Origin of the sequence: Luteimonas sp. 3794 (assembly GCF_031456825.1) — a bacterium.
Lineage (GTDB): Bacteria > Pseudomonadota > Gammaproteobacteria > Xanthomonadales > Xanthomonadaceae > Luteimonas.
In genome coordinates, this window is sequence record NZ_JAVDVJ010000002.1 from 323,274 (window position 1) to 347,714 (window position 24,441).

A 24,441-nucleotide genomic window follows, 5' to 3' on the forward strand; every position below is an offset into this window, starting at 1 on the left:
ATGAGCCAGACCCAGACCATCGAAACCCAGCTGCTGGTCGTCGGCGGCGGCCCCGGCGGTTACATCGCCGGCATCCGCGCCGGCCAGCTCGGCGTCAGGACCATCGTCGTCGAAGGCGTCAATCCGGGCGGCACCTGTCTCAACATCGGCTGCATTCCGTCCAAGGCGCTGATCCATGCCGCCGAAGAATTCGCCAAGGTCGCGAGCTATGCGGCCGGCACGTCCCCGCTCGGCATCAGCGTGCAGGCGCCAGCGCTGGATCTGGCCAAGACCATCGAGTGGAAGGCCGGCATCGTCAAGAAGCTCACCGGCGGCGTCAGCGCGCTGTTGAAGAAGAACGGCGCGCAGCTGATCAAGGGCTGGGCGACGATCGTCGACGGCAAGACCGTCGAAGTCGCGGGCGCCGGTGAAGACGGCGGCGCGCTGCGCATCAAGTGCGAGCATCTGCTGCTGGCGACGGGCTCGGACGTTGTCGAGCTGCCGTTCCTGCCGTTCGGCGGCAAGGTGATCTCCTCGACCGAGGCGCTGTCGCCGACCTCGCTGCCGAAGCATCTGATCGTCGTCGGTGGCGGCTACATCGGCCTGGAACTTGGCACCGCCTACCGCAAGCTCGGCTGCGAAGTCACCGTGGTCGAAGCGCAGGACCGCATCCTGCCGGCCTACGACGCCGAGCTGACCAAGCCGGTCGCCACCCACCTGCAGAAATCGGGCGTCAAGGTGCTGACCAGCCACAGCGTGCTCGGCCTCACCGATGACGGCGCGCTGCGCGTACGCGATCCGGGCGGCAACGAACTCACCCTCGATGCCGACCAGATCCTCGTCGCGGTCGGTCGTCGTCCGAAGACCGATGGCTTCAATCTCGAATCGCTGGGTCTCGATCTCGCCGGCAAGGCGATCAAGATCGACGACCAGTGCAAGACCTCGATGCGCAATGTCTGGGCGATCGGCGATGTCGCCGGCGAGCCGATGCTGGCGCACCGCGCGATGGCGCAGGGCGAACTCGTGGCCGAGGTGGTCAGCGGCAAGAAGCGCCACTTCATGCCGGCGGCGATTCCGGCGGTGTGCTTCACCGATCCGGAAGTCGTCGTCGTCGGCCTGTCGCCGGACGACGCCAAGGCGCAGGGCATCGAGATCAAGACCTCGATGTTCCCGTTCGCGGCCAACGGCCGCGCGATGTCGCTGGAATCGACGGACGGCTTCGTACGCGTGGTCGCGCGTGCCAACGATCACCGCATCCTCGGTTGGCAGGCGGTCGGCGTGCAGGTGTCTGAACTGTCGATCGCGTTCGTGCAGTCCATCGAGATGGGCGCGACGCTCGAAGACATCGCCGGTACCATTCATCCCCACCCGACGCTGGGCGAAGCCGTGCAGGAAGCCGCACTCCGTGCACTCGGCCATGCCCTGCACATCTGAGTCCCGCGCATGACTGACGCCACGTTCCCCACCTTCCGCCACGTCCCTTCGCAGCAGGCGCGCGCGCAGGCCGACCGCGAGAAGATCCTTGCCGATCCCGGTTTCGGTGTGCATTTCACCGATCACATGGTCGCCATCGACTGGACCGTCGAAGACGGCTGGCACGACGCGCACGTGCGTCCGTACGGCCCGCTGACGTTCTCGCCCGCCGCCGCGGTGCTGCATTACGGCCAGGAAATCTTCGAAGGCATGAAGGCGTTCCGGCATGCCGACGGTTCGGTGTGGACCTTCCGTCCGGAGTCCAACGGCCGTCGCCTGCAGCATTCGGCCCGCCGCATGGCGCTGCCGGAACTGCCGGTGGACCTGTTCGTCGAATCGATCAAGCAGCTGGTCCAGGCGGACGAAGCCTGGGTGCCGGCCGGCGGCGAGTCGAGCCTGTACATCCGGCCCTTCATGATCGCCAACGAGGATTTCCTTGGCGTGCGCCCCGCGCGTCGCGTGGCGTACTACGTGATCGCCAGCCCAGCGGGCGCCTATTTCAAGGGCGGCGTCAAGCCGGTCTCGATCTGGCTCTCGCGCGACTACGCACGCGCAGGCCGAGGTGGCACGGGTTCGGCGAAGTGCGGCGGCAACTACGCGTCGTCGCTGCTGCCGCAGCGCGAGGCCGTCGAGAACGGCTGCGCGCAGGTGCTGTTCCTCGACGCGGAAACCAATAAGTACGTCGAAGAGCTCGGCGGCATGAACGTGTTCCTGGTGCTCAAGGATGGCAGCGTCGTCACCCCGTCGCTGACCGGCAGCATCCTCGAAGGCATTACTCGCGACAGCGTGATCCAGCTGCTGCGCGATCGCGGCCACACCGTGACCGAGCGCCGCGTCGAGATCACCGAGTGGATCGAAGGCGTGCGCTCGGGCGAGATCGCCGAGGTCTTCGCCTGCGGCACCGCGGCCAGCATCTCGCCGATCGGTGTGCTCAAGGGCCACGATTTCAGCGTCGGCGATGCGGATGCGCAGCCGGGCGAGATCACGATGGCGATCCGCAAGGACCTGCTCGACATCCAGTACGGCCGCGCGCCGGACCGGCATGGCTGGCTGACGCGACTGGTCTGATCCATCGCGCCATGGTGTGACGAAAAAGGCCCGCATGGCGGGCCTTTTTCCTGAGCGTTTCTTGCTCCATGCGGGCGCGTTTCAGAGACGACCACGCCGACCGGCGCGATCGCGGCGCGTGCTTCGAGGCGCGGGGCCATGTCCGCTCGCGCCACACATCCGACCCGATTGCAGCGCCGCGAATGCCGCAGGAGGCAGCTTCCACGCGAATCATGTGTTGACAGCGCGACGGGGCGGCCCGAGGCTCGCCGGCATGAAGATCGATGTCGATGCACTCACCATTCGCGAACTCGATGCACTGCTGGCTGCCGCCGAGCGACGGAAGACCTTGCTGGCCAGTCGCCGACCCGTCGCCGTCGTGCGTAATGCACTGATCGCATTTGCCGAGTCGCAGGGGTACGCGATCGATGAACTCATCGGCGTCGCATCGCCGGCGCCCGCCGCCCGCAGGCCCGCGAAGAAGCAGAAGCGCGCGAAAGCGGCGGTGAAGTATCGCGACCCGCAGAACAAGCGGAACACCTGGTCCGGCCGTGGCCGGATGCCGCGCTGGCTCGCAGAGAAGACGAAGCGCGGCCAGAGCGCCGCGGACTTCCTCATCCCGGGCCTGGCCCGGCCGACCGCCAAGAAGAGCAGTTCAATCGGCCAGCGCTCGGTGTACAAGCAGGGCTGAATCGTAAGCTCCCCCACCTTACAGACACCGCATAAGTAGATCTTTCTGGCATCGTTTCCTCAGCCGGGAGGTTCCATGCGCACATCGAAGTTCACCGAGACGCAGATCATCGCGACGCTCAAGCAGGCCGACACAGGCGTGCCAGTCAAAGACATCTGTGCCAGGTCGGTATCAGTAAGGCGACGTACTACCAGTGGAAGAGCAAGTACGGCGGCCTTGAGGCGTCGGAACTGCGCCGGGTCAAGGCGCTCGAGTCCGAGAACGCCAAGCTCAAGCGCATGTATGCCGAGCTGGCGCTCGACAACGCGGCGATAAAGGATCTGATCGCAAAAAAACTCTAGGGCCGGCGCGCAAGCGCAGGCCGCGGCGGTACCGGATCGGCCGAGTGCGGCGGCAAAAACGTGTTTCTGGTGATGCGTGACGGCAGCGTGGTCACGGCAGCATCGTCGAGGGCATCACTCGCGACAGCTTGATCCAGCTGCTGCGCGATCGCGGCCACACCATGAGCGAGCGGCGCGTCGAGATCGTCAAGTGGATCGAAGGCGTGCGCTCGGGCGATTTCGCCGAGGTCTTCGCCTGCTGCACCGCGGCCAGCATCTCGCCGATCGGTGTGCTCAAGGGCCACGATTTCAGCTTCGGCGATGCGGATGCGTAGCCGGGCGAGACGACAATGGCGATCCGCAAGGAACTGCTCGACATCCAGCACGGCGCGCGCCGGACCGGCATGGGTGGTTGACGCGCCTGGTGTCACCAATACTTGACTACGCGCCGATAAACCTCCCGTCGCCTCAACGGCGGGAGGCTTCATCTTGCTATGGGATCCAATGATTGGCGGGATTTTGATATTCCGCAGAAGAAACTTCGGGTAAGTGCTGTTCAATCACCAGATCAAGGACATCGCGATAACGCGACGCGTGAATGCCCGGGTGAGCGAGTTCGTAGCGTAGGACACGGACGATACTGCGACTTCCGGCAGGCGCATTGAATCCCCTGATCAACGGCATTACCGGAGAAGGTGCCGCCTCGGCGTGCCATGCACCATCGGCATGCTGTTTCACCCGACGCGCTGTCACGCAAGTATTCTCCGCGCGCCCTGGGATGTGTGGTCCGTTGTACCCGCACCCCATCGTGTCCGGGCCTATCTGAAGATACAGAACGACAGGCTGCGGAAGCACGTCCTTCGGGTCGGTGAAGCGCAGCTCCCCGTTGTCGTAGAGCAAGAACTCATCGCCCCCAGGAGATTTGAGATGAAGCGCCGGTTTGGCCATCTGCGCGATTGGGGCGAACGAGACGCTAAACCCTCCTTTGAGCCGTTCGACCACAGATGCAAACGCGCCATCATCTTCGCAATCACCCAGCGAAGCGTACGCCTGCGCAATCACCAGTTGCTCCCCCTGCTGGCGGTAAGGGGCGACCAGCCGCCTGCAGGCGGTCGAAAATTCCAAATAACCTGCTCGGAACAACAGGGGCACGATTGTCCTGGCCCGATCGGGACTCTCCATGAAAGGCGCGACGGGATTCCCGTCCCCATCTCTGACTTGAAACAACACCCAAGCGGTATCCTGAAGGCTACGTGCTTCAGGCTTGCTTCCGCTGGCGTTCGCGGACCCCTGCGTGAGTACTAACGCCAATGTCAGTACCAGAGGCGCTGCACTTTTGACTGCGCGCCCAGCTACTGCATTCAAAGCTCTTCCAATGAACATGGCGGCTCCTAGAAAATCGATTTAATCCGCAGATTAACTTAATCTCTATCTTTTACGAGACTGAAATTGCGGCCGAAACGCCATGGAGCAACCGGCGACAGCGCGAGGCACTCCGAGCGTCAGCCGACTGTAGAGGACGCAGTATCAAGAGCGTCCGATCTGCTCGTCGCGTTCGCCAACGCTACCGTCGCGAGCTTGCTGGCCGGCTTGCGCCCCAGTTTGCCGCTGATCCACACAGCGGTGTCGGTCACTGCCGGCAGATCGATGCCGGTCCGCAGTCCCAGTCCGTGGAGCATGTACAGCAGGTCCTCGGTCGCGAGGTTGCCGCTGGCGCCCTTCGCATACGGGCAGCCGCCGAGTCCGCCGACCGCGCTGTCGACCACGCGCACGCCGGCTTCCAGACACGCCAGCACGTTGGCCAGCGCCTGGCCGTAGGTGTCGTGGAAGTGCACGGCGAGCTGCGCCATCGGCACGGTCTGCGCGCAGGCCAGCAGCATCTCGCGGGCGTTGGCCGGGGTGCCGACGCCGATGGTGTCGCCGAGCGAGATCTCGTCGCAGCCCATCGCGTGCAAGGCGCCGGCGACGCGTACGACGTCGGCGAGCGGCACATGGCCCTGGTAGGGACAACCGAGCACCGTCGACACGTAGCCGCGCACCGAGACACCCGCAGCGCGTGCCTGTTCGACGACCGGCTTCAGCCGCTCGAGTGAACCGTCGACGTCGATGTTGGTGTTCTTGAGATTGAACGCATCCGAGGCCGCGGTGAACACCGCAATGTGGCGCACACCGGCGGCCAGCGCCCGCTCCAGGCCCTTCGCGTTCGGCACCAGCACCGGATAGGCGATGCCGTCACGTCGCTGGATGCCGGCGAGCACCTCCTCGGCATCGGCCAGCTGCGGCACCCACTTCGGGCTGACGAAGCTGGTGGCTTCGACGACCTGGAAACCGCAGGCGGACAGCCGGTCGATCAACGCGATCTTGGTCGTGGCCGGCACCAGCGTTTTCTCGTTCTGCAGGCCGTCGCGCGGGCCCACTTCGACGACGCGGACGAAATCGCTCATGGCGCGTCCTCCGCACCGCCTTCGACGAAATCGACCAGCACCGCGCCATCGGCGACCAGATCGCCCTGCTTGGCCAGGAACGCCTTGACCACGCCGTCGTGCGGCGCCTGCAGCGTGTGTTCCATCTTCATGGCTTCCATCACCAGCAGCGGCGTGCCTTTGGTAATCGGCGTGCCGACCGGCGCCAGCAGTTCGACGATGCGGCCCGGCATCGGCGCGATCACCGCGCCGGCATGCGCTTCGGCGCCCGCATGTCGATGCAGCGGATCGACGTGCTCGAACACGAAGCGGTCTTCGCCGCGATACAGCACGACCTGACTGCCCTGCACCAGCACGTCGACGTTGCGACGCACGCCGTCGAGGGCGGCGGTCAGCGTCGGTGCGTGCCACTGGAAAGTGATCGGGCTGGCCGCCTCGCCGTCGAAGCCAATGCGCAGAGCGTCGCGGTCCTGGCGCAGTGCGACCCGGCGGGTCTGTCCGTTTGCCGACAACTCGATAAAGCGTGCGGCGTGGGTGTCGAGGCGCCAGCCGTCGGCGATTGACCAGGGAGAAGCGGCCCTCACCCCTGCCCCTCTCCCGGAGGGAGAGGGGTTCGAAGTCGCGCTATCCGTTGCCGCCTGCAAATGCGCCCAGAACCCGAGCGCCGCCAGCATCCAAGCCGCTTCGTCGGCTTCGGGCAACGGTGCCAGCAGCGTGTCGATCTCGCGTGCAACGAGTCCGGTATCCAGACGCGCCGCCGAGAAATCCGCCTGACGCGCGAGGCGTCCGAGGAATACTGCATTGGTGGTGACGCCGACGACGCGCACCGCATCGATGGTCTGGCGCAGACGCTGCAGGGCGCGCGGACGGTCCTCGTCCCAGACGATCAGCTTGGCGATCATCGGGTCGTACCACGGGCTGATCGCGTCGCCCTGCTCCACGCCGGTATCGATGCGCACATGCGCGCTCGTTTCGGGAAACTGCATGACCTGCAGCGTGCCGGTCGACGGCAGAAAACCCTTCAACGCGTCTTCTGCATAGAGACGCGCTTCGATCGCATGCCCGCGGTGTTTGATCTGATCCTGACGCAGCGGCAGCGCCTGACCGGCGGCTGCGCGCAACTGCCACTCGACGAGATCGATGCCGGTGACCAGTTCGGTGACCGGATGTTCGACCTGCAGCCGGGTGTTCATTTCCATGAAGTGGAAGTCACCACCCTCACCCACAATGAACTCAATCGTGCCGGCGCCGATGTAATCCACCGCGCGCGCGGCCGCGACCGCAGCCTGCGCCATCGCCTCGCGCTGCGCGTCGCTCAGTTCGGGCGCGGGCGCTTCTTCCAGCACTTTCTGGTGCCGGCGCTGCACCGAGCAATCACGCTCGAACAGATGCACCACGTTGCCGTGGCTGTCGCCGAAGACCTGCATCTCCACATGGCGCGGCCGCACGATGTAGCGCTCGATGAGCACGCGCGCATCGCCGAACGAACTTTCGGCCTCGCGCTGGCAGGACAGCAGCGCCGCCGCGAAGTCCTCGCTTTTCTCGACCAGACGCATGCCCTTGCCGCCACCGCCGGCGCTGGCCTTGATCAGCACCGGGTAGCGGATCTCGTCGGCCTGCAGCTGCAGGAACGCGGGATCCTGGTTGTCGCCGTGATAGCCGGGCGTCACCGGCACACCCGCGGCCTGCATCAGCGCCTTGGCTTCGCGCTTGTCGCCCATCGCCTGGATCGACGATGGCTTCGGGCCGATGAAGACCACGCCGGCATCGGCGCAGGCCTGCGCGAATGCCGCGTTCTCGGACAGGAAGCCGTAGCCGGGATGGATCGCCTGCGCACCGGTGCGGCGTGCGGCATCCAGCAGCTTGTCGGCGCGCAGATAACTCTCGCGGGCCGCCGAGGGACCGATGTGCACGGCCTCATCGGCCAGACGCACATGGCGCGCATTGCGGTCGGCGTCGGAATACACCGCCACGGTACGGATGCCGAGCCGGCGACAGGTGGCGATGATGCGGCACGCGATCTCGCCACGGTTGGCGATCAGCACCGTGTCGAACAGCGCACCTTTGGAAATTCCAGTGGTCATCGGGCGTCCTTTGCGCGGCGTGCGGACAGGAACGCATCCAGTCGCGTGCGGGCTTCGTCGGTGGCGCGGATGTCGGCGATGCGCGCGGCGGTGTCGGCGATCAGTGCATCACCGATGGTCTGGCCATCGAGATCGCGGATCAGCCGCTTGGACTGTGCCTGCGCATTCGGACCACCCTGCGCCAGCGCCTGCACCAGCGTGTCGATCGTGGCATCGAGCGCATCGTCGGCGACGACTTCGTGCACCAGCCCGATCTCAGAGGCCTTCGCCGGCTGGATCAGTTCGGCAGTGAGGAAGTAACGCGCAGCCTGGCGCGCGCCGATCGCGCGGAGCACGTACGGCCCGATCGTCGCGGGAATCAGTCCGAACTTGACCTCGGACGTCGCGAACACCGCCTTGTCGCTGGCAACCGCGATGTCGCAGGCAGCGACCAGACCCAGCCCGCCACCGATCGCCGCGCCATGCACGCGCGCGATCGTCGGCTTCGGCAATTCCGCCAGACGGCGCAGCATGCGTGCGAGTGCTTCGGCCTCGTCGCGGTTGCGGGCCACGTCGTAATCGGCGGCGCGACGCATCCAGTCGAGATCGGCGCCGGCGGAAAAACTGCGGCCGCGACCGGCCAGCACGACGACGCGCACGCTGTCATCAGCGCCGAGCGTCTGCAGGCCACGGTCGATCGCTTCGATCAGGTGTTCGTCGAACGCGTTGTGCCGCTCGGGGCGATCCATCCACAAGGTCGCCACGGCGCCGTTGCGTTCGATCCCGATGTTCGGTGTGTCGGTCATTGCGGTGTCCTCGTCGCGCCCGGTCACATCCGGAAGATGCCGAACCTGGTTTCTTCGTTCGGTGCGTTCAATGCCGCCGACAGGGCCAGCCCCAGTGCGCGACGGGTCTTGGCCGGATCGATGATGCCGTCGTCCCACAGTCGTGCGCTGGCGTAGTACGGATGGCCCTGCTGCTCGAACTGTTCGCGGATCGGCGCCTTGAACGCGTCCTCGTCTTCGGCCGACCAGCTGCCGCCCTTGGCTTCGATGCCATCGCGACGCACGGTGGCCAGCACGCCGGCCGCCTGCTCGCCGCCCATCACGCCGATGCGGGCGTTGGGCCACATCCACAAAAAGCGCGGCGAATACGCACGGCCGTTCATGCCGTAATTGCCGGCGCCGAAACTGCCGCCGATGACCACGGTGAACTTCGGCACCTTCGCGCAGGCGACCGCGGTGACCAGCTTGGCGCCATCACGCGCGATGCCGCCGTTCTCGTACTTCTTGCCGACCATGAAGCCGGTGATGTTCTGCAGGAACAGCAGCGGAATGCCGCGCCTGGCGCACAGCTCGACGAAGTGCGCGCCCTTGAGCGCGCTCTCGGAGAACAGGATGCCGTTGTTGGCGACGATGCCGATCGGGTAGCCGTGCAGATGCGCGAAACCGGTCACCAGCGTGGTGCCGTAGCGCGCCTTGAACTCGTCGAAGCGCGAGCCGTCGACGAGGCGCGCGATCACTTCGCGCACGTCGTAAGGCTTGCGCGTGTCGGCCGGAATCACGCCATAAAGTTCTTCTGCCGGATACAGCGGTTCTTCCGACGGCTGCGTCAGTAGTTCGCCCTGCTTGCGCCAGTTGAGGGACGCCACGATGTCGCGCACGCGGGCCAAGGCATCCAGATCGTCTTCGGCGAAGTGATCTGCAACGCCGGAGATGCGCGTGTGCACGTCAGCACCGCCGAGCGATTCGGCGTCCACTTCCTCGCCCGTCGCGGCCTTCACCAGCGGCGGGCCGCCAAGGAAGATCGTGCCCTGCTCCTTGACGATCACCGTCTCGTCGCTCATCGCCGGCACATAGGCGCCGCCGGCGGTGCACGAGCCCATCACGCAGGCGATCTGCGGAATGCCCTGCGCCGAGAGATTGGCCTGGTTGTAGAAGATGCGGCCGAAATGGTCGCGGTCCGGAAACACCTCGTCCTGCATCGGCAGGAACGCGCCGCCGGAATCGACCAGATAGATGCACGGGAGACGGTTCTGCTGCGCGATCTCCTGCGCACGCAGATGCTTCTTCACCGTGATCGGGTAATAGGTGCCGCCCTTCACCGTCGCATCGTTGGCGACGATCATGCATTCGACGCCGCTGACCAGGCCGATGCCGGCGACGACACCCGCGCTCGGCACTTCGCCGCCGTACATGCCGTGCGCCGCCATCGGCGCCACCTCGAGGAACGGCGCGCCGGGATCGATCAGCGCATCGATGCGATCGCGCACCAGCAGCTTGCCGCGCTTGCGGTGCTTCTCGCGCGCAGCTTCGCTGCCGCCCTGGGCGATGCGCGCATGCGTGGCGCGCAGATCGTCGAGCGCCGTCTGCATCGCGGCCGCGTTGGTCTGGAAACTCTCACCGGCCGGATCGATCCGGCTCTGCAGGATGGCCATCGGTGCGCCCTTAGCTGGTCTGGCGGAACAGTTCGCGGCCGATCAGCATGCGCCGGATCTCCGACGTGCCCGCGCCGATCTCGTAGAGCTTGGCGTCGCGCCACAGCCGGCCGGCCGGGTACTCGTTGATGTAGCCGTTGCCGCCCAGCGCCTGGATCGCCTCACCGGCCAGCCACGTCGCCTTCTCGGCGGCGTAGAGGATCACACCGGCCGCATCCTGGCGGGTGATCTTGCCGGCGTCGGCCGCCTTCGCCACCGCGTACACGTAGGCGCGGCAGGCGTTGTAGGTGACATACATATCGGCGATCTTGCCCTGCATCAGCTGGAAGTTGCCGATTGCCTCGCCGAACTGGTGGCGCTCGTGCACGTACGGCAGCACCGTATCCAGGCCTGCGGCCATCAGGCCCAGCGGACCGCCCGCCAGCACCAGGCGTTCGTAGTCCAGGCCCGACATCAGCACCTTGACCCCGCCGCCGACTTCGCCGAGCACGTTCTCGACCGGCACTTCGCAGTCCTCGAACACCAGCTCGCAGGTATCCGACGAGCGCATGCCCAGCTTGTCGAGCTTCTGCGCGGTCGAGAACCCCTTGAAGCCCTTCTCGATGATGAAGGTGGTGATGCCCTTGGGGCCGGCGTCGGGATCGGTCTTGGCGTAGACCACCAGCACGTCGGCGGTCGGGCCGTTGGTGATCCACATCTTGTTGCCGTTGAGCACGTAGCGATCGCCGCGCAGTTCGGCGCGCAGCTTCATGCCCACCACGTCCGAGCCCGCGCCCGGCTCGCTCATCGCCAGCGCACCGACGTGTTCGCCGCTACACAGCTTCGGCAGGTATTGCTGCTTCTGCGCCTCACTGGCGTTCTTGCGCAGCTGGTTGAGGCACAGGTTGGAGTGCGCGCCGTAGGACAGGCCGATGCCGCCCGAGGCGCGCGAGATCTCCTCCATCGCGACCACGTGGGCCAGGTAGCCCAGGCCGGTGCCGCCGTATTGTTCCTCGACGGTGATGCCCAGCAGGCCCTGCGCGCCGAGCTTGGTCCACAGCGCGTGCGGAAACTGGTTGTCCTCGTCGGCGCGCGTGGCGAGAGGCGCGATCTCCTGCGCGGCGAAGTCCTGCACGGACTCGCGGATCATTTCGATCTCTTCGCCGAGTTGGAAATCGATGGACGGAATACGCATGCTGGACTCCAGGTTCCCGGGACGACGACCCGCATGGCAGCGCGCCTGCGCGGTGGTCCTGACCGGCACAGGCTAGCGGGTTCCGGGCAAGAATTGAACTAGAATTCACAAATTGAACCGAGGATCACGATTTTGAGCTATCGGCGTTCAGACCTGATGGAAGAGCGGATGACCCGCAACCGCGAGCGGATCGTGCATGCCGCGCGCACGCTGGTGTCCGTCGGCGGCTTCCGCGGCGCGCAGGTGGCCGCCGTCGCGGCCGAGGCCGGCGTGTCGACCGGGCTGATCTACCGCTACTTCCCGTCCAAGACCGAGCTGTTCGTGGAAGTGCTGACCGTCGCCATCGACGCCGAGATCGTGATCCTGCGCGGCGCCGCCGCCGCTCACACCGACGCCCGCGACCAGCTGGGCGCCGCCATCGAAGCCTTCGTGCGCCGCGCCCTCGCCGGCCCTGCCCTGGCCTACGCCTTCATCGCCGAGCCCGTGGACCCCGAAGTGGACGCCGAACGTATCCGCGGCCGCCGCCGCTTCGGCGAAGTCTTCCGCGACATCCTGCTGGCCGGCATCGAACGCAAGGAATTTCCCTCGCAAGACGCCGACGTCACCGCCGCCTGCATCGTCGGCGCGTTCACCGAAGCGCTGGTCGGGCCGGTGGCGCCGATCCTCAGAGAGAAGACGGCGGGACCGGCGCAGTTGGTGGAGTCGATTCGGGAGGTGTGTTTGCGGGCGGCAGGCTCGGTGGGCTGAGCCTTCCCGCTGGCACCGAACGGTCCGGTCGTTGACGCGCTTCACGACGCCCCGCTGGAATCCTCCGCAAGCGCCTTGACCTCCGGTACGGCTTCACGCTGCGAGACGGCTTCAAGGCGCCGAGCCATGCCCGTCACCCATCATTGCGCGCCCGCTGGCCTGCGGATTGAAACCGGGCATACCGTTGCCTGCGTTTACGCGGCGCGACGCGGCCCCGCGAACCCGACATCGGGCGTTACGCCCATAGCACCGGCTTGGCGACCATCAGATAGAAAACCACCAGCATCGCGACAAAGGCGGGATAGCCAAGTGCTTCCCACCAGCGGGCGTAGCGCCAGTACGCGGCAGGAAGTTCGCTCCGATCACGCCTGGATGCCGCGGCCATGGCGGCCATGCGCAGCTGCAGCCAGACCACAGGCAACCAGAAGGCGCCGGTCACGACGAACAGAATGATCGACAGCATCAGCCACGGCGTCGTCAGGGGCCAGCCTGCCCAATGCACCAGGTACAGCCCACTGGCGGGCTGGATCAACACCGCGGGCGTGGTGAACCACCAGTCGGCGCGGACCACCAGCCGGGAGACGACGGCCTGCGCATCCAGGCTGCCGCTGCGGTTGGCGAAGAACATGTAGAACGCGGTGCCGAACCCGGTACCAACGAGCACGACGCTCGAGAGCACGTGGATCCACTTGATGACGAGGTAGGTCGTCATGTCGATCTCCTGATCAGAATCCACAACGCTGCGGCGATTGGCAGGTTCTTCGTCAGCGGGCCGAGCGGATGCAGCCACAGCGATGGATCCAGCACGCTGGCCACGATGGTCATCACGAGCATCAGGCCCAGCGCGATCGAAAAGACGCGGCGTGATGGCCAGCGTGCCATCGCGATGCCGATCACAAGGTCTGCGCCCGCGCCCGCAATGATCAGAAAGCTGACGAATTGCGGATCATCGATGCCGGCCGCCATCAGCAGCGCGGTGCTCTGTCCATTGAATTCCAGAACGCTGGCGGCTGCGGTGGCCAACCACACGAAGACCACGCTCAGGCGCAACAGGGTCAAGTCGGACTTGCTCATGACACGCGTGCGCCAGTGTCCACGGGCAGATGCACATCCCCGGCGTCCCCCGCGCCGTCAACCAAATCGGTGACCATGCCCCACCTCGCGAACTCAGGTGCGAACGCCTCGAGCGGCAGCAGGCCTGCTGCCGTATGCGCGCCCGAGGGAATGTCCGCGCCCGACGCGAGTTGTCTTGCCAGCAGGATCGCCGCCATGCAGGGGATCTCGGGGCCATGATCGTGGTCGGCGGCGATGTGCCAGGCACACTGCGCAGTGCGCCCGCCGGCATTCAGGCCTTCGATGCGCACCACCATGCCGCCGAGTCGCGTGCCCAGTGGATCCGCCAGGACACTGACGCGATCCAGCAGCCCCGCTAGCCGCTCCGGTCGCTTCAGCAAACCCTTGGCACGCAGAGCAGAAAGCGCAGCGAAGACGTGCTGCGTCGCGGTCACTTCGAGCGCGGCGCGGAACATCACGCGGTCGCGCACGTCATAGCGCGCGGGAAAAAGCTCCAGGTCCGGAATGTCGCACAGCGCGCCGACCCGCGGCTTCAGCCGTTGGAACGTCACGCGTTCGGGTGCTGCCCAGCCGAGTCCCTGGGTCCAGCCTCCGTCTTGCCACACATCGATCGGCTTGCCGCAGTAACTCAGCACCGCCGCCAGCGTCGCCTTGCCGCGTGGCGCGGTCTGAGCAGGCGCGATGCAGATATCAATCGCATGCAGGCGCTGCCAGCCGGCAGACAGGTGCTCGACCACGGCCGACGACAAGGCGGGCACGGTGCTAGCCCCGCTGATGCCCACGCGCCCAGCCTGCTGGAATGCGTGCTGCAGCGCGGACGGAAAGTCGCAGACGAATCGGCGTCCATCGGCGAGGTCGATGTAGTGCGCACCAGCGCGGGCCGCAGCCTCCGCCACCGCATACGATTGCGCCTGGAATGGGCCTGCGGTGTGGATCACCAGTCCGATGCCGTGCGCGGCCAGCGCCTGCACGAAGTCGGGCGCCGCGCAATCGATCGCGAGGCCACTGGCGGAGCCGCCAAGCGTGTCGGCGAGATGGCGCGCCCGCGCGCCGTCGCGCCCTGCGACGACCAGATCGATTGCAGCATCTGCCGCGAGCGCCCGGCAGATGCGGGCACCGAAGTTGCCGTAACCGCCGAGGACGAGCACCTTCATTGTGTTCAGAGATCCTTGCATTGCCGCGGTCAGTATCGCCGATGCAGGCGCGCCGATGCGTCTCGAATCGGATGACACCCACGCGCCAGGCGCGCAACGCACCTCGCCTGCACTGCGCGATTCCAGGATGCGAGACGGACTACGCGCCGTGGCACAACTTGTCCCGAGCATGAGCAGCGGCGCGCCTCCTGGCTCAGCGCGGTGGGCGCGCCCTCTCCCATTCGAGCGTGGCCGAAACTTGCTATCGTCGACTTCTCCTGGATGGCGGCGAATGGTGCGCTGTGAGCCTGAAGTTGAACCTTCGATGGCGAGTGTCATGCACTGCACTCGCATTGCTCTTGCTCACGGGTCTGTCCGCATGCGCAGGCTCGATATCGAGCCCTGTCTATTCCCAATCAATGGTCGAGCCGATCAGCGTCCAAAGACTGTCCGAAGACGAGATCGCCCTCCGCTACCGGGTGCAGCCCGAAAGCCTGTATTACTCTAGCGGTGTCGACTTTGAGCGTGTCGGCGATGCGCTTCGTGTGGTCATCACGAAATGTGCGGTGGGTGCCACATGCGCGCCGATGGCGAAGTCGGTCATCGCGCTGGATAACAGCTGGCAGGCCGAGGTGCACCTTCCCTACAACGGCGCACGCGTGATCGTCGCGCATACCGACGGTGAAACGCAGGTCTATCCCTGACGCCTGACTTCGCAGTCGGATCGCAGTTGCAGATCTTGTGTTTGTGAGCACGAGCGAAAAGGTTTCGCCGGCCCCAGCTCTACTGGACGTATCGCCCTGCCGCATCGTCATATGCGAAGACGCTTGCATCACCCGAGCCAAGCGCCCTGACTTCGTCTGGGCCTGAAACCTCTTCGCCCGACAATTCCACGCGCAGTCGCGGCAGCCCGCCATCTGGACTTGGCTCGAAGGTCAGTGTGCCCACGCTTCTCGCACACGTCAGGACGGCGCCGTCGACACATGCGGCATCGTTGTCGCTCCCGGCCGGTAGGGTGCCAGCGTAGGTCCACATGCGAAACGGCTGGCCTTCCACGCCCTTTTGATTGAAGACGAACATGGCATAGGCGGCGTACGACACGCCCCGATCGAAGCCCCGTGTTGGAATCGCGAGCACAAGCCGCCCGTCTGGAGTCGTATGAGATGTCGCTTGCCTCGACGCGTCGATCGTCTCCGCCTGGTTGCGCTGGCCGAATTCACCGACGTAGCCATCCCTGGAGATCGTGGTCCAGGTGGCGGGGTCGCCACCCAGCACCATCGTCACCTGGCCGATCGCGACGTGGCTGGGCTCCATCGTGCTGCTGCTCTCCTCTGTTCCCTCGGCTTCGGCTGTCAACGACGTGAAGCCGGTGAAATAACGCTGCCCATCCAGTTCGAATGCGTGCCCGAACCAATAGGTCGCCATCGCGCCGTCATCGGCGGTCGCACGGGTGCCGTCTCCGCTCTCCAGCGCATAGAGCGATCGCAGAATCTCAGCACCGGATGGCGGCTCCGGCGAGGCCGCAGCGATCGGCACTGCCGGATCCGGTACGGCAAGCGCATCCGACGGATCCGCGGCCTGCGCGTCATCACGCGGGCCGCAGGCAACCACCGACAGAAGGGCTGCTGCAATCGCCACCCTCTTCATGTGCTGCATCATGGTTTCCATCCGTCCTATTGCGGCAAGGGCGCCGCGCCGACGCCGGCGGGAGACATCACCACTTCAAAGAACTCTGCCTTCTCGGCATTCGGGACCGGGTCCGAGAACACATTCCTGGAGATCGGCGGTTTTTTACGAGTGGTTGGCATGAGGTCGATCAGCGACGCCTCATGCCACCAAGGTGAGCACGGGCTCTGCACCGTCCGGCGTTTCACGCACGCGATAGCGCGAAACCTGATCCACCAATGCATCGGCTTCGTGCTCGAGGCTGCGCGCACTCGCCGTCGCTTCTTCGACCAGCGCCGCGTTCTGCTGCGTCGCTTCATCCATCGCGTTGATCGCGCCTTTGACCAGGTCGATCCCCGAACTCTGTTCGGCGGCCGCGACGGCAATGTCGGCCATCAACCGGTTGACCTGTCGAATACTTTCGACCGTGCGCGCAATGGTGGCGCCCGCATCGGCCGCGATCTTTGCGCCCGCATCGACATTTCTGCCCGACTCGGAGATCAGGCCCCGGATATTCTTCGACGCCTCTGCGCAGCGTTGGGCAAGGGCGCGGATCTCGGTCGCCACGACTGCGAAGCCGCGTCCGTCCTCACCGGCACGCGCCGCCTCGACGGCCGCGTTGAGCGACAGGATGTTGGTCTGGAAGGCGATGCCTTCGATGACCGACGTGATCTCGGCGATCTGGGCGGCGCTGTGTTGGATCTCGCGCATCGTCCCGACCACCTGGCTCACCAGATGATTGCCCTCTTCCGCCACCTGGGTCGCGTTCTGCGCCAACGCTGTGCTCTGCCTGGCGTTCTCCGCCGTGGCGCGGACGGTCGCCGCGATTTCTTCCATAGACGACGCCGTCTCCTCCAGCGATGACGCCTGACTCTCGGTGCGCAGCGACAGGTTCTCGTTGCCCGCCGCAATCTCGGTAGCCGCGGCATGCACTTCCGACGAAGCGGCCGACACATGGCGCACCATGCGCCCCATCGATTCGACCAGCGCATTGACGCCGCCGCACAGCTCGGCGATCGCGCCACTCCGGCCTACCAGTGAGACACGCCGGCGCAGATCGCCGTTGCCTGCATCCGCCACCACCGCGCCGACCTCGGCGACAGCCGTTGCAAGATCGCGCTCGCGCATGACTTCTTCGGTGATGTTGGTCGCGTACTTCACCACCTTCCACAGGCGCCCGTCGCCATCGAAGATCGGGTTGTAGGACGCCTGGATCCAGATCTCGCTGCCGTCCTTGCCCACGCGCCGGTAGCGTCCGGCGTCGAAGTTGCCTGCCGCCAGGTTGGCCCAGAACGCACGGTAGACGTCCCCGCGAGGCTCTTCGGGATGCAGGAACATCGAGTGGTGCTTGCCCTGGATCTCCGCAAGCGTGTAGCCAGTGGTGGCCGAGAAGTTCTCGTTCGCCCACAGCACGCGGGCCTGCAGGTCGAATTCGATCACCGCCTGCACCTTGGAGATGGCGGCGATCTGCCCTGCAAAATCAGCCGCCTCGCGCATCTTGGCGGTGATATCGGTCGCGAATTTGACGATCCTGCAGGGCACCCCGGCGGTGTCGAGCACGGGGTTGTAGGACGCCTCGATCCAGACCGGCTCGCCGGTACTGGAAATCCGGCGGAAGCGCCCGGTCTGGAGTTCGCCGCTGCGGAGCGCCTGCCAGAACTGCGCGTACTCACGCGAGTTCGCGTATCCGCCTTCGACGAAGATCCGGTGATGCTTGCCCTGGATCTGTTCGAGGCTGTAGCCCACCGCCGCGAGAAAATTCGCATTGGCGGTGCGTATGGTGCCGTCGAGATCGAACTCGATGACGGCCTGGGCCCGATCGATGGCGGCAATGAGGCTCCGAGCTTCAGCCAAGGCGAGATCTGCACGCGCAGTTCGGGCGGTGGTGCCCCTGCCGGCGAACAACCTCGCAATGTTGTTGAGTCTCATGCGTCTCCGTGTGCGCCAGCACTCGATGTAAAGGGGTCCCTTGTTTCCACTATCGACCGGGTTGTGCATTCCTTGATGCCATGCGCTGACGCACCCCGCCGCCGGATCGAGGCTTCCGCCGCATTCCCAGCTCAAGGGCCGGTCTTGTTCGAGGCCTCGTGCGAACCTGCGGATGGAACTCTGCAAACTGATTAGGTTCGCGATCGATATCACCGCCAACAAGTGCGATACGGTCGCCGCCCCGCCCGGCTTGGGCTCGCAGTGCGCCGACGCTTCACGAAGAACACTGTCGCCTGCCGCATCACCCGCACATGCACTGCGGAGATTCCGCTCGCCGCTATTCGGCGAACGAGACCCGATTCCTGCCCGACTGCTTCGCAAGATAGAGCTGCGCGTCGGCGCGCCTGATCAGGGCGGCGGCGTCGGGATCGGACGCATGTGCAAGCGCCACGCCGATGCTGACGGTGACGCGTCCGACAACGTCGAAATGCGTCGCGGCGATGCCGTCGCAGATCTTCTGGGCCAGCACCTGCGGGCCCTGCTCGCCCTCACTGTGCGGGACCACGACCGCGAACTCCTCACCGCCGTAGCGCGCCACGAAGTCCGTGGCGCGGGTCAGGCGCCGTAGCAGCTGTGCCAGTCGCACGAGCACCTCATCGCCGGTGGCATGGCCATGGGTGTCGTTGATGGATTTGAAGTGGTCTGCGTCGATCAACAACAAGGCAAAACCCTGTTGCGTGCGCTTGAGAAGCAGAGTGCACTCGACCAGCTTCTCGTCCAAACGGCCGCGGTTATGCACACCGGTGAGCGCGTCGTGCGTGGCGAGTTGCAGCAGTTCGGCGTTGGCCTGTGTAAGCGCTGCGGTGCGTTGGGCGACGGTGGCTTCCAGCAAGGCGTTCGCATCTTCCAGTTCCCGCTCCTTGCCCAGCAGGGAGTCGGTCATGGTCTGCATGGACTGGCTCAGCTGGGCGATTTCCAGCACAGGCTGGTGCTGCGGGAACGACACGCCGGTGTGATGGATCTGGACCTGCTGGGCCGCGCGCGCCAGTTGCTCGATCGGCCGGCTGAGATTGCGCGCCAGGTAATACGCCACGGCGGTAAACAGACACGCGCCAAGGGCACCCAACGCCAACAACTTGTAGAGCAGCACGCGCGCCGGCTGCAGGGCGCTCGCCAATGGCTGGCGCACCGCGATGTACCACGACAGGTCCGTGTCGGGAGGCGGCGGCACCAGTGCGAGGCTACTCAGATAATCATCATCCGCCGACCAGCCCGGCCGGTTTTCGGCGTGCACGGGCAAGCGGGTCTGCTGCTGACCGGCCAGCCGCTCGGGATACAGAATCCGTCCGTCCTCATTGACGATGAGCACCTCGATGTCAGGGCTCGATCCGGATCGCACAACCGCAGATTCCACAATGCCGGTCACCCAGTTCCAGTGCGCATGCGCGCCCAGCACGCCGATGACCCGACCGTCGCCATCGACGATAGGCGCGGCGAAATCGATGAAGCGCAAGGGTTCGCCGCCGGCATTGGCTGGCAGCATCTTGGCCAGCAACACGGCTTCATGCGGATCCGCCGTATAGGGGCCGCGCAGTCCCGCCTGGAACCAGGGGCGGGCCTGCACCGACTGGTTCCGCAGCAGCCCCTGCGCCGCCTGACGCACACGGCCGTCGAGATCGACCACACCCATCCACGCGTACTCGGCGCGCGCCTCGCTACGCAATTCCATCGAGCGCAGGATGTCGGGATCATCCAGCTCGCCCCGAACAAGATGGGGCTCACGACTGAGCAGATGGATGTCCTGCTGACGGTCCCGCAGTTGCAGGCCCAGCAGCGCCGCGGTGGATCCGGCAGCGTCGGACAGCGCGTTGCCGCTCGCTTGCCGGACCTGTTCGGTGGCGATATGGCCGACATATGCACCCACGATCAGCAGCGTGAGCAGCGACAGTCCGCCGAACCACAAGGTCAGATGGCTGCGAAGGCTGGCTTTGAACATGGGACGCGACTGGAGGATTGGACTGTCGCCATGCTATGCGCAATGCCTAGCCGCTGCGACGCATCGAGCCCGTGCGACCTGTCCGCCGGCCGGCGCTGCGCGGACTCGCTCAGGTCAAACGCTCAAGATGAAATCGGTCTGGCTGGTGTTGCTGCTGCGCGCAGACAACAACAATCGCAATGCGCCTGTCCCCCGATTAGCAGGTGGGCCGTATGCGGAGACCTGGCGTGGCCGATCAGGCTGCCGAGATCGGGAGATAGAGCGTCAGGGCGCGTGACGATGTGCACCGGAAGCCGTAGCCGGCATAGAAACGCGCCGCAGCTTCGTCCTTGGCATCTACGATCAGCACGCGCACGCCGAGGGTCTGCCGAGTTGCCAAGGCGATGTTCACCGCATGTCCGACCAGCAACTGGCCATATCCCCGCCCTTGCGCATCCGTATTGACAGCCAGACGTGCCATCCGGATCGCGGGAACGGGATAACTGGGAAGCCGCGCGCGATCGTCGGGCTCGAGTTCTTCGAGCTGCAACTGTGCGGCGGACAATGTGCAGTAGCCCAGCACGCGCTCGGGAGCGCCGTCGTCTACAAGAACATGCGTGGTCGCGATGCCGTCGCGTTGGTGCTGACTCGCCTGCCGGCGCAGATAGTCATCCAGCGCGGGAACGCCGCATGAAAATGCGGTTCTGTCGTGCACCCGCCTGTCGAGCAGCGCGAAACCGAGCGCCATGCGCCGTCAACGCCGCTCGGTGAGCCGGGCAGCGCTTTTCATCGCCTTCTTCAGACGCGCATTGGGCTGGAAAGGCGCGTCCAGCGAAGCCAGGAAATGTCGCGACTCCGCCGGGGACAGCGCGACGGTCGTTTCGGCTGCGATGGCCGTATCCGCTTCCCGCAGCACAGCACTGCGGACAAACGCCGACACCGCCATGCCGCGCAGGGCGGCAGCACGAGTGATCCGGTCCTTGTCCCGGGCGTCGATGCGAAGATCCAGACGGGCGGCTGCGTTGGTCATGGGGATTCTCCTGTGTACGGCAATCTACCGTACACAGGCGTGTGACTGCAAATGACACGGGCAGCTGGGTACCGCCGGCGGCTCGCTGATGTCGTAGACCACGCGCGAAACACCGCGGACTTCGTTGATGATCCGCTTCGAGACGCGGCAGAGGACGTCGTCCGGCAGGTGCACCCAGGCGCAGTCCGAAATCGATGGGCTCAACGGCGCTCATCAAGAGCACCGGGGAAGTCCTCAAAACCGCAGCCTGTGCACCGCGCTGATCTGCCCGACCTGCCCCTCTTCGACCCCCGCCCTTCCGGCGAACGTGGGCCACTGCGCAACGGCAGCCAATACGTCATCCAGCATCTTCCGATCCCGCCCGCGCTTGAGGCCCGCAACCGCTGCGACCGCCTTGAAGTCCTCCAAGGTGAAGCCATCACGCTTGCCGTTGACCCGCATCTGGTGCGTGGCCGTCCAGTCGCCACCCGGGTTGTAGCTGTAGCTGACGTCGAACGCCGGCGCCAATGACCACTGGCCCTGCTTGTCCATCAGGAACGCGATGTTCTTGACGTGGTCGTCCTGGTTGCGCGCCACGACGTTGAACAGCATGCGGCGGAACTGCTGCTCGATGGCCGCCATCGGCAGGCCCAGTTGGCGGATGACGAGGAAGGCCTGTTCGTAGGAATACGCGCCCGGCAGGTTGTAGTCGAAATGCGCCAGTGCGCCGAGCGACTGCATGTGCAGCTTGCTGCCGTCGTCGAGGCGGTCGAAGCGGCGCGTCATGAAATGGCGGCGTCCGCCCTCTTCCAGCAAGCGGCATTCGCTCATGTCGATGCCGGCCGCCCGCGCCATCAGCGCATAGGCGTATTCGATGGCGCCGTAGCCCTGTGGATCGAGCAGTTCCTTGTCCTTGTTGCCCGCCACGCCGTCGAACTTGAGCAGCCAATGGCTGTAGCCCGGATCGGCCTGCACCTGGCCCGAACGCACTTCATGGGTCTCTGCATTCCAGGCGATCAGCGCCTTGGCGCGCGCGCCGCCGGCCGAGGTACCCACGCGCAGGATGTCCTGCATGGCCTTCTGCCGCGCCGGGCGTTCGAGGCTGGCGTCGAGACCTTCGCGATGGGTGAGGATGTCGGAGGCCAGTCCGACCAGCGCCGCGACATCCAGCGTGTCGGAGCGGCTGGCCTTGGGCCCCTGCACTGGCTTGAACTCCAGCGCGCCCATGCCGCGCGCGCCGGTGTAGCAGAGACGTTCGACGGCATTGAAGCTCTGCGGCGTGCGGCCCTGCATCGCCAGCCATTGATCGATCAGCGCATTGCCGAAGCGATCCGGCAGGGAGTCGGCCAGCAGCCCGGGCAAGCCGTGGAACGTGGGCTGCGCGAGTTCCGGAAAGGCATAGATGCGAGGCTGCAGCGGCATGTGCAGTGGTGAAAGCTCGATGCCGCTGCCGAGAAATTCCGGCACGTATTCGAACGCGGCCGTCGTCGCGCCTGCCTGCACCGACACTGCGCCGATGGTCCGGCCCCACAGCTGGACTTCGGCGATCGTCATGCCTCCCAGCTCCAGCCCGTGCCCGGCTTCGCCTTCGGCGCCGGCGCGTCCTTGCTTGCCCCCGATGCGCGCTGGCGTGTGCGGCGCTGCTGACGCAACTGGGCCACGGGGCTGTCGACCGGTTCGGGCACCAGTTGCGCAAGGCGGCCTTCCAGCCCGAGCACCCCGCAGACCCGCAGGAACGTGGACAGTTGCGTGGCCGTGGCCCCCGCCTCCAGGCGTTCGACCGTCCGCTTGGACACGCCGGCCTGCTCGGCCAGTTCCGCCTGGGTGAGGTTGCGCGACACGCGCAGGGCCGCCAGTTGGCTGCCCAGCTGTGCGAGCGACGGGACGTGATGTCGGTCGGGAGTGTTCATATGTCGCCGAATATGACGACTAAAAGCCTGATATTCAAATAAATCGTCATTAAAGGCGACTTATACAACCTTCTAGCTGATTCAAGAAGTCTGCATGCGAGTCGCCTTCGAGCTCAGCTAGCACCGGATCCAACGTGCCCGCTTACGCAGTGGATCGTAACGACGCCATCCACACGCCGGGCCCAAACGCGCTGGACGGATCGGCGAAAGTCGCCACGGCCTGGCTTGAAGTGCACCTGGAGATGCAGCGGGAGTCACCAACTGGGGGATCGGACGGAGTCGATAAGAACCGGATCCCGAACGGGGATGCCACGGCCGATTCCGGCGAGCATCGTGCCTGCACGTTTCCCCAGAATGTCTGCATCCACAGCACAGGGGAAGCAGGCATGACAAGACAGACGCTCGCCGGCAAGACGGCGATCATTACCGGCGCGAGTTCGGGCATCGGCCGTAGCGCGGCGCTGCTGTTCGCGCGCGAAGGCGCACGACTGGTCATCGGCGCCCGCAGCGCGGATGCGCTTGCGGAGCTGGTCGACGAAATCGAGCGCGCTGGGGGCGTGGCGATCGCCTGTCCCGGCGACGTGCGCGAGTCGTCCCACAACGACGCCCTGGTCGACACCACGCTGACACGTTTCGGCCGCCTCGACATCGCATTCAACAACGCAGGGGGCACCGGCACGATGGCCCCGGCCGTCGACATGGAGGTGTCAGACTGGCGCGACACCATCGACACCAACCTGACCGCGATGTTCCTCGGCGCGCGTCGGCAGATGGCGGCGATGCTCGAAGCCGGGCGCGGCTCGATCATCTTCACGTCCAGCTTCGTCGGCCACACTGTCGGCCTGCCTGGCATGGCCGCCTACGCTGCGGCCAAGGCCGGCGTGATCGGCCTGACTCAGGTACTCGCCGCCGAGGGCGGCTTGCGGGGCGTACGTGTCAATGCGCTGTTGCCCGGCGGCACGGACACGCCCGGTGCACGCGATTTCACCGTGGACCCCGATTCGCGGGCGTTCGTGGAGGGCATGCACGCCCTCAAGCGCATCGCCGACCCGGCCGAGATCGCCGAAGCCGCCCTGTTCCTCGCCTCCGATGCCTCAAGCTTCGTCACCGGCAGTGCAATGCGAGTGGACGGCGGAGTGTCGATCAACCGGACCTGAGAATCGGCTTCCCTACCGGGCCACTGCCGACCCAGCCGGCCCCACCCGTTGCCCTCGCGGTGTTGGGGCTGCACGGAGCAATCGCATTGCTCAGGTTGCCGCGTTGTTACAACGCCAAACTTCATTGACGCTCCTGATGAGCTTGATTGTCCAAGGGCGTGATGTCGTTACGATGCGTCCGCTCCCGGCCAGAAGCGGACGTCAGCGTTCGGCTTCGATGGTCACAGCGGAACAT

The 24,441-nt window shown here is 65.7% G+C and carries 23 protein-coding genes and 2 pseudogenes; 8 read left to right on the plus strand and 17 right to left on the minus strand.

All coding sequences use genetic code 11. The features are described 5' to 3' along the window. The 5 genes and pseudogenes from lpdA to J2X52_RS05115 all read left to right on the plus strand — a co-directional run. Nucleotides 1–1,413, plus strand: coding sequence for a dihydrolipoyl dehydrogenase (gene lpdA, locus J2X52_RS05095; protein WP_310149670.1), 1,413 nt, complete (start codon nt 1–3; stop codon nt 1,411–1,413). Between the two features lie 9 nt (nt 1,414–1,422). Continuing rightward, complete coding sequence (locus J2X52_RS05100) at nt 1,423–2,520, plus strand: branched-chain amino acid aminotransferase (RefSeq protein WP_310149673.1); 1,098 nt, start codon at nt 1,423–1,425, stop codon at nt 2,518–2,520. Between the two features lie 253 nt (nt 2,521–2,773). After that, nucleotides 2,774–3,190, plus strand: a complete 417-nt coding sequence (locus J2X52_RS05105) for an H-NS histone family protein (RefSeq protein WP_310149675.1) — start codon at nt 2,774–2,776, stop codon at nt 3,188–3,190. Between the two features lie 75 nt (nt 3,191–3,265). Then, a pseudogene (locus tag J2X52_RS05110) lies at nt 3,266–3,548 on the plus strand (transposase); the annotation flags it as partial. A 25-nt stretch (nt 3,549–3,573) separates the two neighbouring features. Next, nucleotides 3,574–3,934, plus strand: a pseudogene (locus tag J2X52_RS05115) (branched chain amino acid aminotransferase); the annotation flags it as partial. 68 nt (nt 3,935–4,002) lie between these two features. Here the strand turns inward: J2X52_RS05115 and J2X52_RS05120 are convergent. From J2X52_RS05120 to J2X52_RS05145, 6 genes are all read right to left on the minus strand, one after another. Then, nucleotides 4,003–4,662 (minus strand): hypothetical protein, encoded by a 660-nt coding sequence (locus J2X52_RS05120; RefSeq protein ID WP_310149678.1) that lies wholly within the window; start codon nt 4,660–4,662, stop codon nt 4,003–4,005. 350 nt (nt 4,663–5,012) lie between these two features. Further along, nucleotides 5,013–5,954 (minus strand): hydroxymethylglutaryl-CoA lyase, encoded by a 942-nt coding sequence (locus tag J2X52_RS05125; RefSeq protein WP_310149680.1) that lies wholly within the window; start codon nt 5,952–5,954, stop codon nt 5,013–5,015. Beyond that, nucleotides 5,951–8,017 (minus strand): acetyl/propionyl/methylcrotonyl-CoA carboxylase subunit alpha, encoded by a 2,067-nt coding sequence (locus tag J2X52_RS05130; protein ID WP_310149683.1) that lies wholly within the window; start codon nt 8,015–8,017, stop codon nt 5,951–5,953. Before J2X52_RS05130 ends, J2X52_RS05125 begins: the two co-directional genes overlap by 4 nt. Next, nucleotides 8,014–8,802 carry an enoyl-CoA hydratase-related protein gene (locus J2X52_RS05135; protein WP_310149685.1) on the minus strand — a complete coding sequence of 263 codons (789 nt, stop codon included), beginning with the start codon at nt 8,800–8,802 and terminating at the stop codon, nt 8,014–8,016. Before J2X52_RS05135 ends, J2X52_RS05130 begins: the two co-directional genes overlap by 4 nt. A 23-nt stretch (nt 8,803–8,825) precedes the next feature. Further along, entirely contained in the window at nt 8,826–10,433 is a 1,608-nt protein-coding gene (locus tag J2X52_RS05140) for a carboxyl transferase domain-containing protein (protein ID WP_310149688.1), read from the minus strand. A 10-nt stretch (nt 10,434–10,443) separates the two neighbouring features. Further along, nucleotides 10,444–11,607, minus strand: a complete 1,164-nt coding sequence (locus J2X52_RS05145) for an isovaleryl-CoA dehydrogenase (protein WP_310149691.1) — start codon at nt 11,605–11,607, stop codon at nt 10,444–10,446. Nucleotides 11,608–11,739: 132 nt separating this feature from the next. Here J2X52_RS05145 and J2X52_RS05150 point away from each other — a divergent pair, with 132 nt between their 5' ends. Beyond that, entirely contained in the window at nt 11,740–12,354 is a 615-nt protein-coding gene (locus tag J2X52_RS05150; RefSeq protein ID WP_310149693.1) for a TetR/AcrR family transcriptional regulator, read from the plus strand. 235 nt (nt 12,355–12,589) lie between these two features. On the opposite strand, the gene J2X52_RS05155 is transcribed toward J2X52_RS05150, so the two are convergent. Genes J2X52_RS05155 through J2X52_RS05165 form a run of 3 tightly spaced genes read right to left on the minus strand, consistent with a single transcriptional unit; the run spans nt 12,590 to nt 14,603 of the window. Next, nucleotides 12,590–13,066 carry a DUF2269 domain-containing protein gene (locus J2X52_RS05155; RefSeq protein WP_310149695.1) on the minus strand — a complete coding sequence of 159 codons (477 nt, stop codon included), beginning with the start codon at nt 13,064–13,066 and terminating at the stop codon, nt 12,590–12,592. Next, nucleotides 13,063–13,428, minus strand: coding sequence for a DoxX-like family protein (locus J2X52_RS05160; protein ID WP_310149698.1), 366 nt, complete (start codon nt 13,426–13,428; stop codon nt 13,063–13,065). The genes J2X52_RS05155 and J2X52_RS05160 overlap by 4 nt, the downstream gene beginning before the upstream one ends. Next, nucleotides 13,425–14,603, minus strand: a complete 1,179-nt coding sequence (locus J2X52_RS05165; protein WP_310150273.1) for a saccharopine dehydrogenase NADP-binding domain-containing protein — start codon at nt 14,601–14,603, stop codon at nt 13,425–13,427. Before J2X52_RS05165 ends, J2X52_RS05160 begins: the two co-directional genes overlap by 4 nt. A 377-nt stretch (nt 14,604–14,980) precedes the next feature. Between J2X52_RS05165 and J2X52_RS05170 the strand changes: the two genes are divergently transcribed. Next, nucleotides 14,981–15,265, plus strand: a complete 285-nt coding sequence (locus J2X52_RS05170; RefSeq protein ID WP_310149701.1) for a hypothetical protein — start codon at nt 14,981–14,983, stop codon at nt 15,263–15,265. A 79-nt stretch (nt 15,266–15,344) separates the two neighbouring features. Here J2X52_RS05170 and J2X52_RS05175 read toward each other — a convergent pair whose 3' ends face one another. The 8 genes from J2X52_RS05175 to J2X52_RS05205 all read right to left on the minus strand — a co-directional run bounded on the left by J2X52_RS05175 (nt 15,345) and on the right by J2X52_RS05205 (nt 23,049). After that, entirely contained in the window at nt 15,345–16,217 is an 873-nt protein-coding gene (locus J2X52_RS05175; protein WP_310149704.1) for a hypothetical protein, read from the minus strand. A 171-nt stretch (nt 16,218–16,388) separates the two neighbouring features. Next, nucleotides 16,389–18,290: a methyl-accepting chemotaxis protein gene (locus tag J2X52_RS05180; RefSeq protein ID WP_310149706.1), complete on the minus strand. Its 1,902-nt coding sequence runs from the start codon at nt 18,288–18,290 to the stop codon at nt 16,389–16,391. 202 nt (nt 18,291–18,492) lie between these two features. Beyond that, the gene (locus tag J2X52_RS05185) at nt 18,493–19,845 is read right to left on the minus strand and encodes a diguanylate cyclase (RefSeq protein ID WP_310149708.1); all 1,353 of its coding nucleotides are present in this window, start codon (nt 19,843–19,845) and stop codon (nt 18,493–18,495) included. Between the two features lie 541 nt (nt 19,846–20,386). Beyond that, the gene (locus J2X52_RS05190; protein WP_310149711.1) at nt 20,387–20,878 is read right to left on the minus strand and encodes a GNAT family N-acetyltransferase; all 492 of its coding nucleotides are present in this window, start codon (nt 20,876–20,878) and stop codon (nt 20,387–20,389) included. A gap of 6 nt (nt 20,879–20,884) precedes the next feature. Continuing rightward, on the minus strand, nt 20,885–21,160 hold the full coding sequence (locus J2X52_RS05195) for a DUF1778 domain-containing protein (protein ID WP_310149712.1): 276 nt from the start codon (nt 21,158–21,160) through the stop codon (nt 20,885–20,887). A 24-nt stretch (nt 21,161–21,184) separates the two neighbouring features. After that, on the minus strand, nt 21,185–21,334 hold the full coding sequence (locus J2X52_RS17405) for a hypothetical protein (protein ID WP_343226788.1): 150 nt from the start codon (nt 21,332–21,334) through the stop codon (nt 21,185–21,187). A gap of 60 nt (nt 21,335–21,394) precedes the next feature. After that, nucleotides 21,395–22,693 carry a type II toxin-antitoxin system HipA family toxin gene (locus J2X52_RS05200; RefSeq protein ID WP_310149714.1) on the minus strand — a complete coding sequence of 433 codons (1,299 nt, stop codon included), beginning with the start codon at nt 22,691–22,693 and terminating at the stop codon, nt 21,395–21,397. Further along, the gene (locus J2X52_RS05205; RefSeq protein ID WP_310149717.1) at nt 22,690–23,049 is read right to left on the minus strand and encodes a helix-turn-helix domain-containing protein; all 360 of its coding nucleotides are present in this window, start codon (nt 23,047–23,049) and stop codon (nt 22,690–22,692) included. The genes J2X52_RS05200 and J2X52_RS05205 overlap by 4 nt, the downstream gene beginning before the upstream one ends. A gap of 134 nt (nt 23,050–23,183) precedes the next feature. Here J2X52_RS05205 and J2X52_RS05210 point away from each other — a divergent pair, with 134 nt between their 5' ends. Next, the gene (locus J2X52_RS05210) at nt 23,184–24,206 is read left to right on the plus strand and encodes an SDR family oxidoreductase (RefSeq protein ID WP_310149720.1); all 1,023 of its coding nucleotides are present in this window, start codon (nt 23,184–23,186) and stop codon (nt 24,204–24,206) included. Nucleotides 24,207–24,441: the final 235 nt, after the last annotated feature.

What these genes read in the sequence shown, in the direction of transcription:
- lpdA (WP_310149670.1), top strand. Translation starts at nt 1, where the DNA reads ATGAGCCAGACCCAGACCATCGAAACCCAGCTGCTGGTCGTCGGCGGC.
- J2X52_RS05100 (WP_310149673.1), top strand. Translation starts at nt 1,423, where the DNA reads ATGACTGACGCCACGTTCCCCACCTTCCGCCACGTCCCTTCGCAGCAG.
- J2X52_RS05105 (WP_310149675.1), top strand. Translation starts at nt 2,774, where the DNA reads ATGAAGATCGATGTCGATGCACTCACCATTCGCGAACTCGATGCACTG.
- J2X52_RS05125 (WP_310149680.1), bottom strand. Translation starts at nt 5,954, where the DNA reads ATGAGCGATTTCGTCCGCGTCGTCGAAGTGGGCCCGCGCGACGGCCTG.
- J2X52_RS05130 (WP_310149683.1), bottom strand. Translation starts at nt 8,017, where the DNA reads ATGACCACTGGAATTTCCAAAGGTGCGCTGTTCGACACGGTGCTGATC.
- J2X52_RS05135 (WP_310149685.1), bottom strand. Translation starts at nt 8,802, where the DNA reads ATGACCGACACACCGAACATCGGGATCGAACGCAACGGCGCCGTGGCG.
- J2X52_RS05140 (WP_310149688.1), bottom strand. Translation starts at nt 10,433, where the DNA reads ATGGCCATCCTGCAGAGCCGGATCGATCCGGCCGGTGAGAGTTTCCAG.
- J2X52_RS05145 (WP_310149691.1), bottom strand. Translation starts at nt 11,607, where the DNA reads ATGCGTATTCCGTCCATCGATTTCCAACTCGGCGAAGAGATCGAAATG.
- J2X52_RS05155 (WP_310149695.1), bottom strand. Translation starts at nt 13,066, where the DNA reads ATGACGACCTACCTCGTCATCAAGTGGATCCACGTGCTCTCGAGCGTC.
- J2X52_RS05160 (WP_310149698.1), bottom strand. Translation starts at nt 13,428, where the DNA reads ATGAGCAAGTCCGACTTGACCCTGTTGCGCCTGAGCGTGGTCTTCGTG.
- J2X52_RS05165 (WP_310150273.1), bottom strand. Translation starts at nt 14,603, where the DNA reads ATGCAAGGATCTCTGAACACAATGAAGGTGCTCGTCCTCGGCGGTTAC.
- J2X52_RS05170 (WP_310149701.1), top strand. Translation starts at nt 14,981, where the DNA reads ATGGTCGAGCCGATCAGCGTCCAAAGACTGTCCGAAGACGAGATCGCC.
- J2X52_RS05175 (WP_310149704.1), bottom strand. Translation starts at nt 16,217, where the DNA reads ATGCAGCACATGAAGAGGGTGGCGATTGCAGCAGCCCTTCTGTCGGTG.
- J2X52_RS05185 (WP_310149708.1), bottom strand. Translation starts at nt 19,845, where the DNA reads ATGGGTGTGGTCGATCTCGACGGCCGTGTGCGTCAGGCGGCGCAGGGG.
- J2X52_RS05190 (WP_310149711.1), bottom strand. Translation starts at nt 20,878, where the DNA reads ATGGCGCTCGGTTTCGCGCTGCTCGACAGGCGGGTGCACGACAGAACC.
- J2X52_RS05195 (WP_310149712.1), bottom strand. Translation starts at nt 21,160, where the DNA reads ATGACCAACGCAGCCGCCCGTCTGGATCTTCGCATCGACGCCCGGGAC.
- J2X52_RS05200 (WP_310149714.1), bottom strand. Translation starts at nt 22,693, where the DNA reads ATGACGATCGCCGAAGTCCAGCTGTGGGGCCGGACCATCGGCGCAGTG.
- J2X52_RS05205 (WP_310149717.1), bottom strand. Translation starts at nt 23,049, where the DNA reads ATGAACACTCCCGACCGACATCACGTCCCGTCGCTCGCACAGCTGGGC.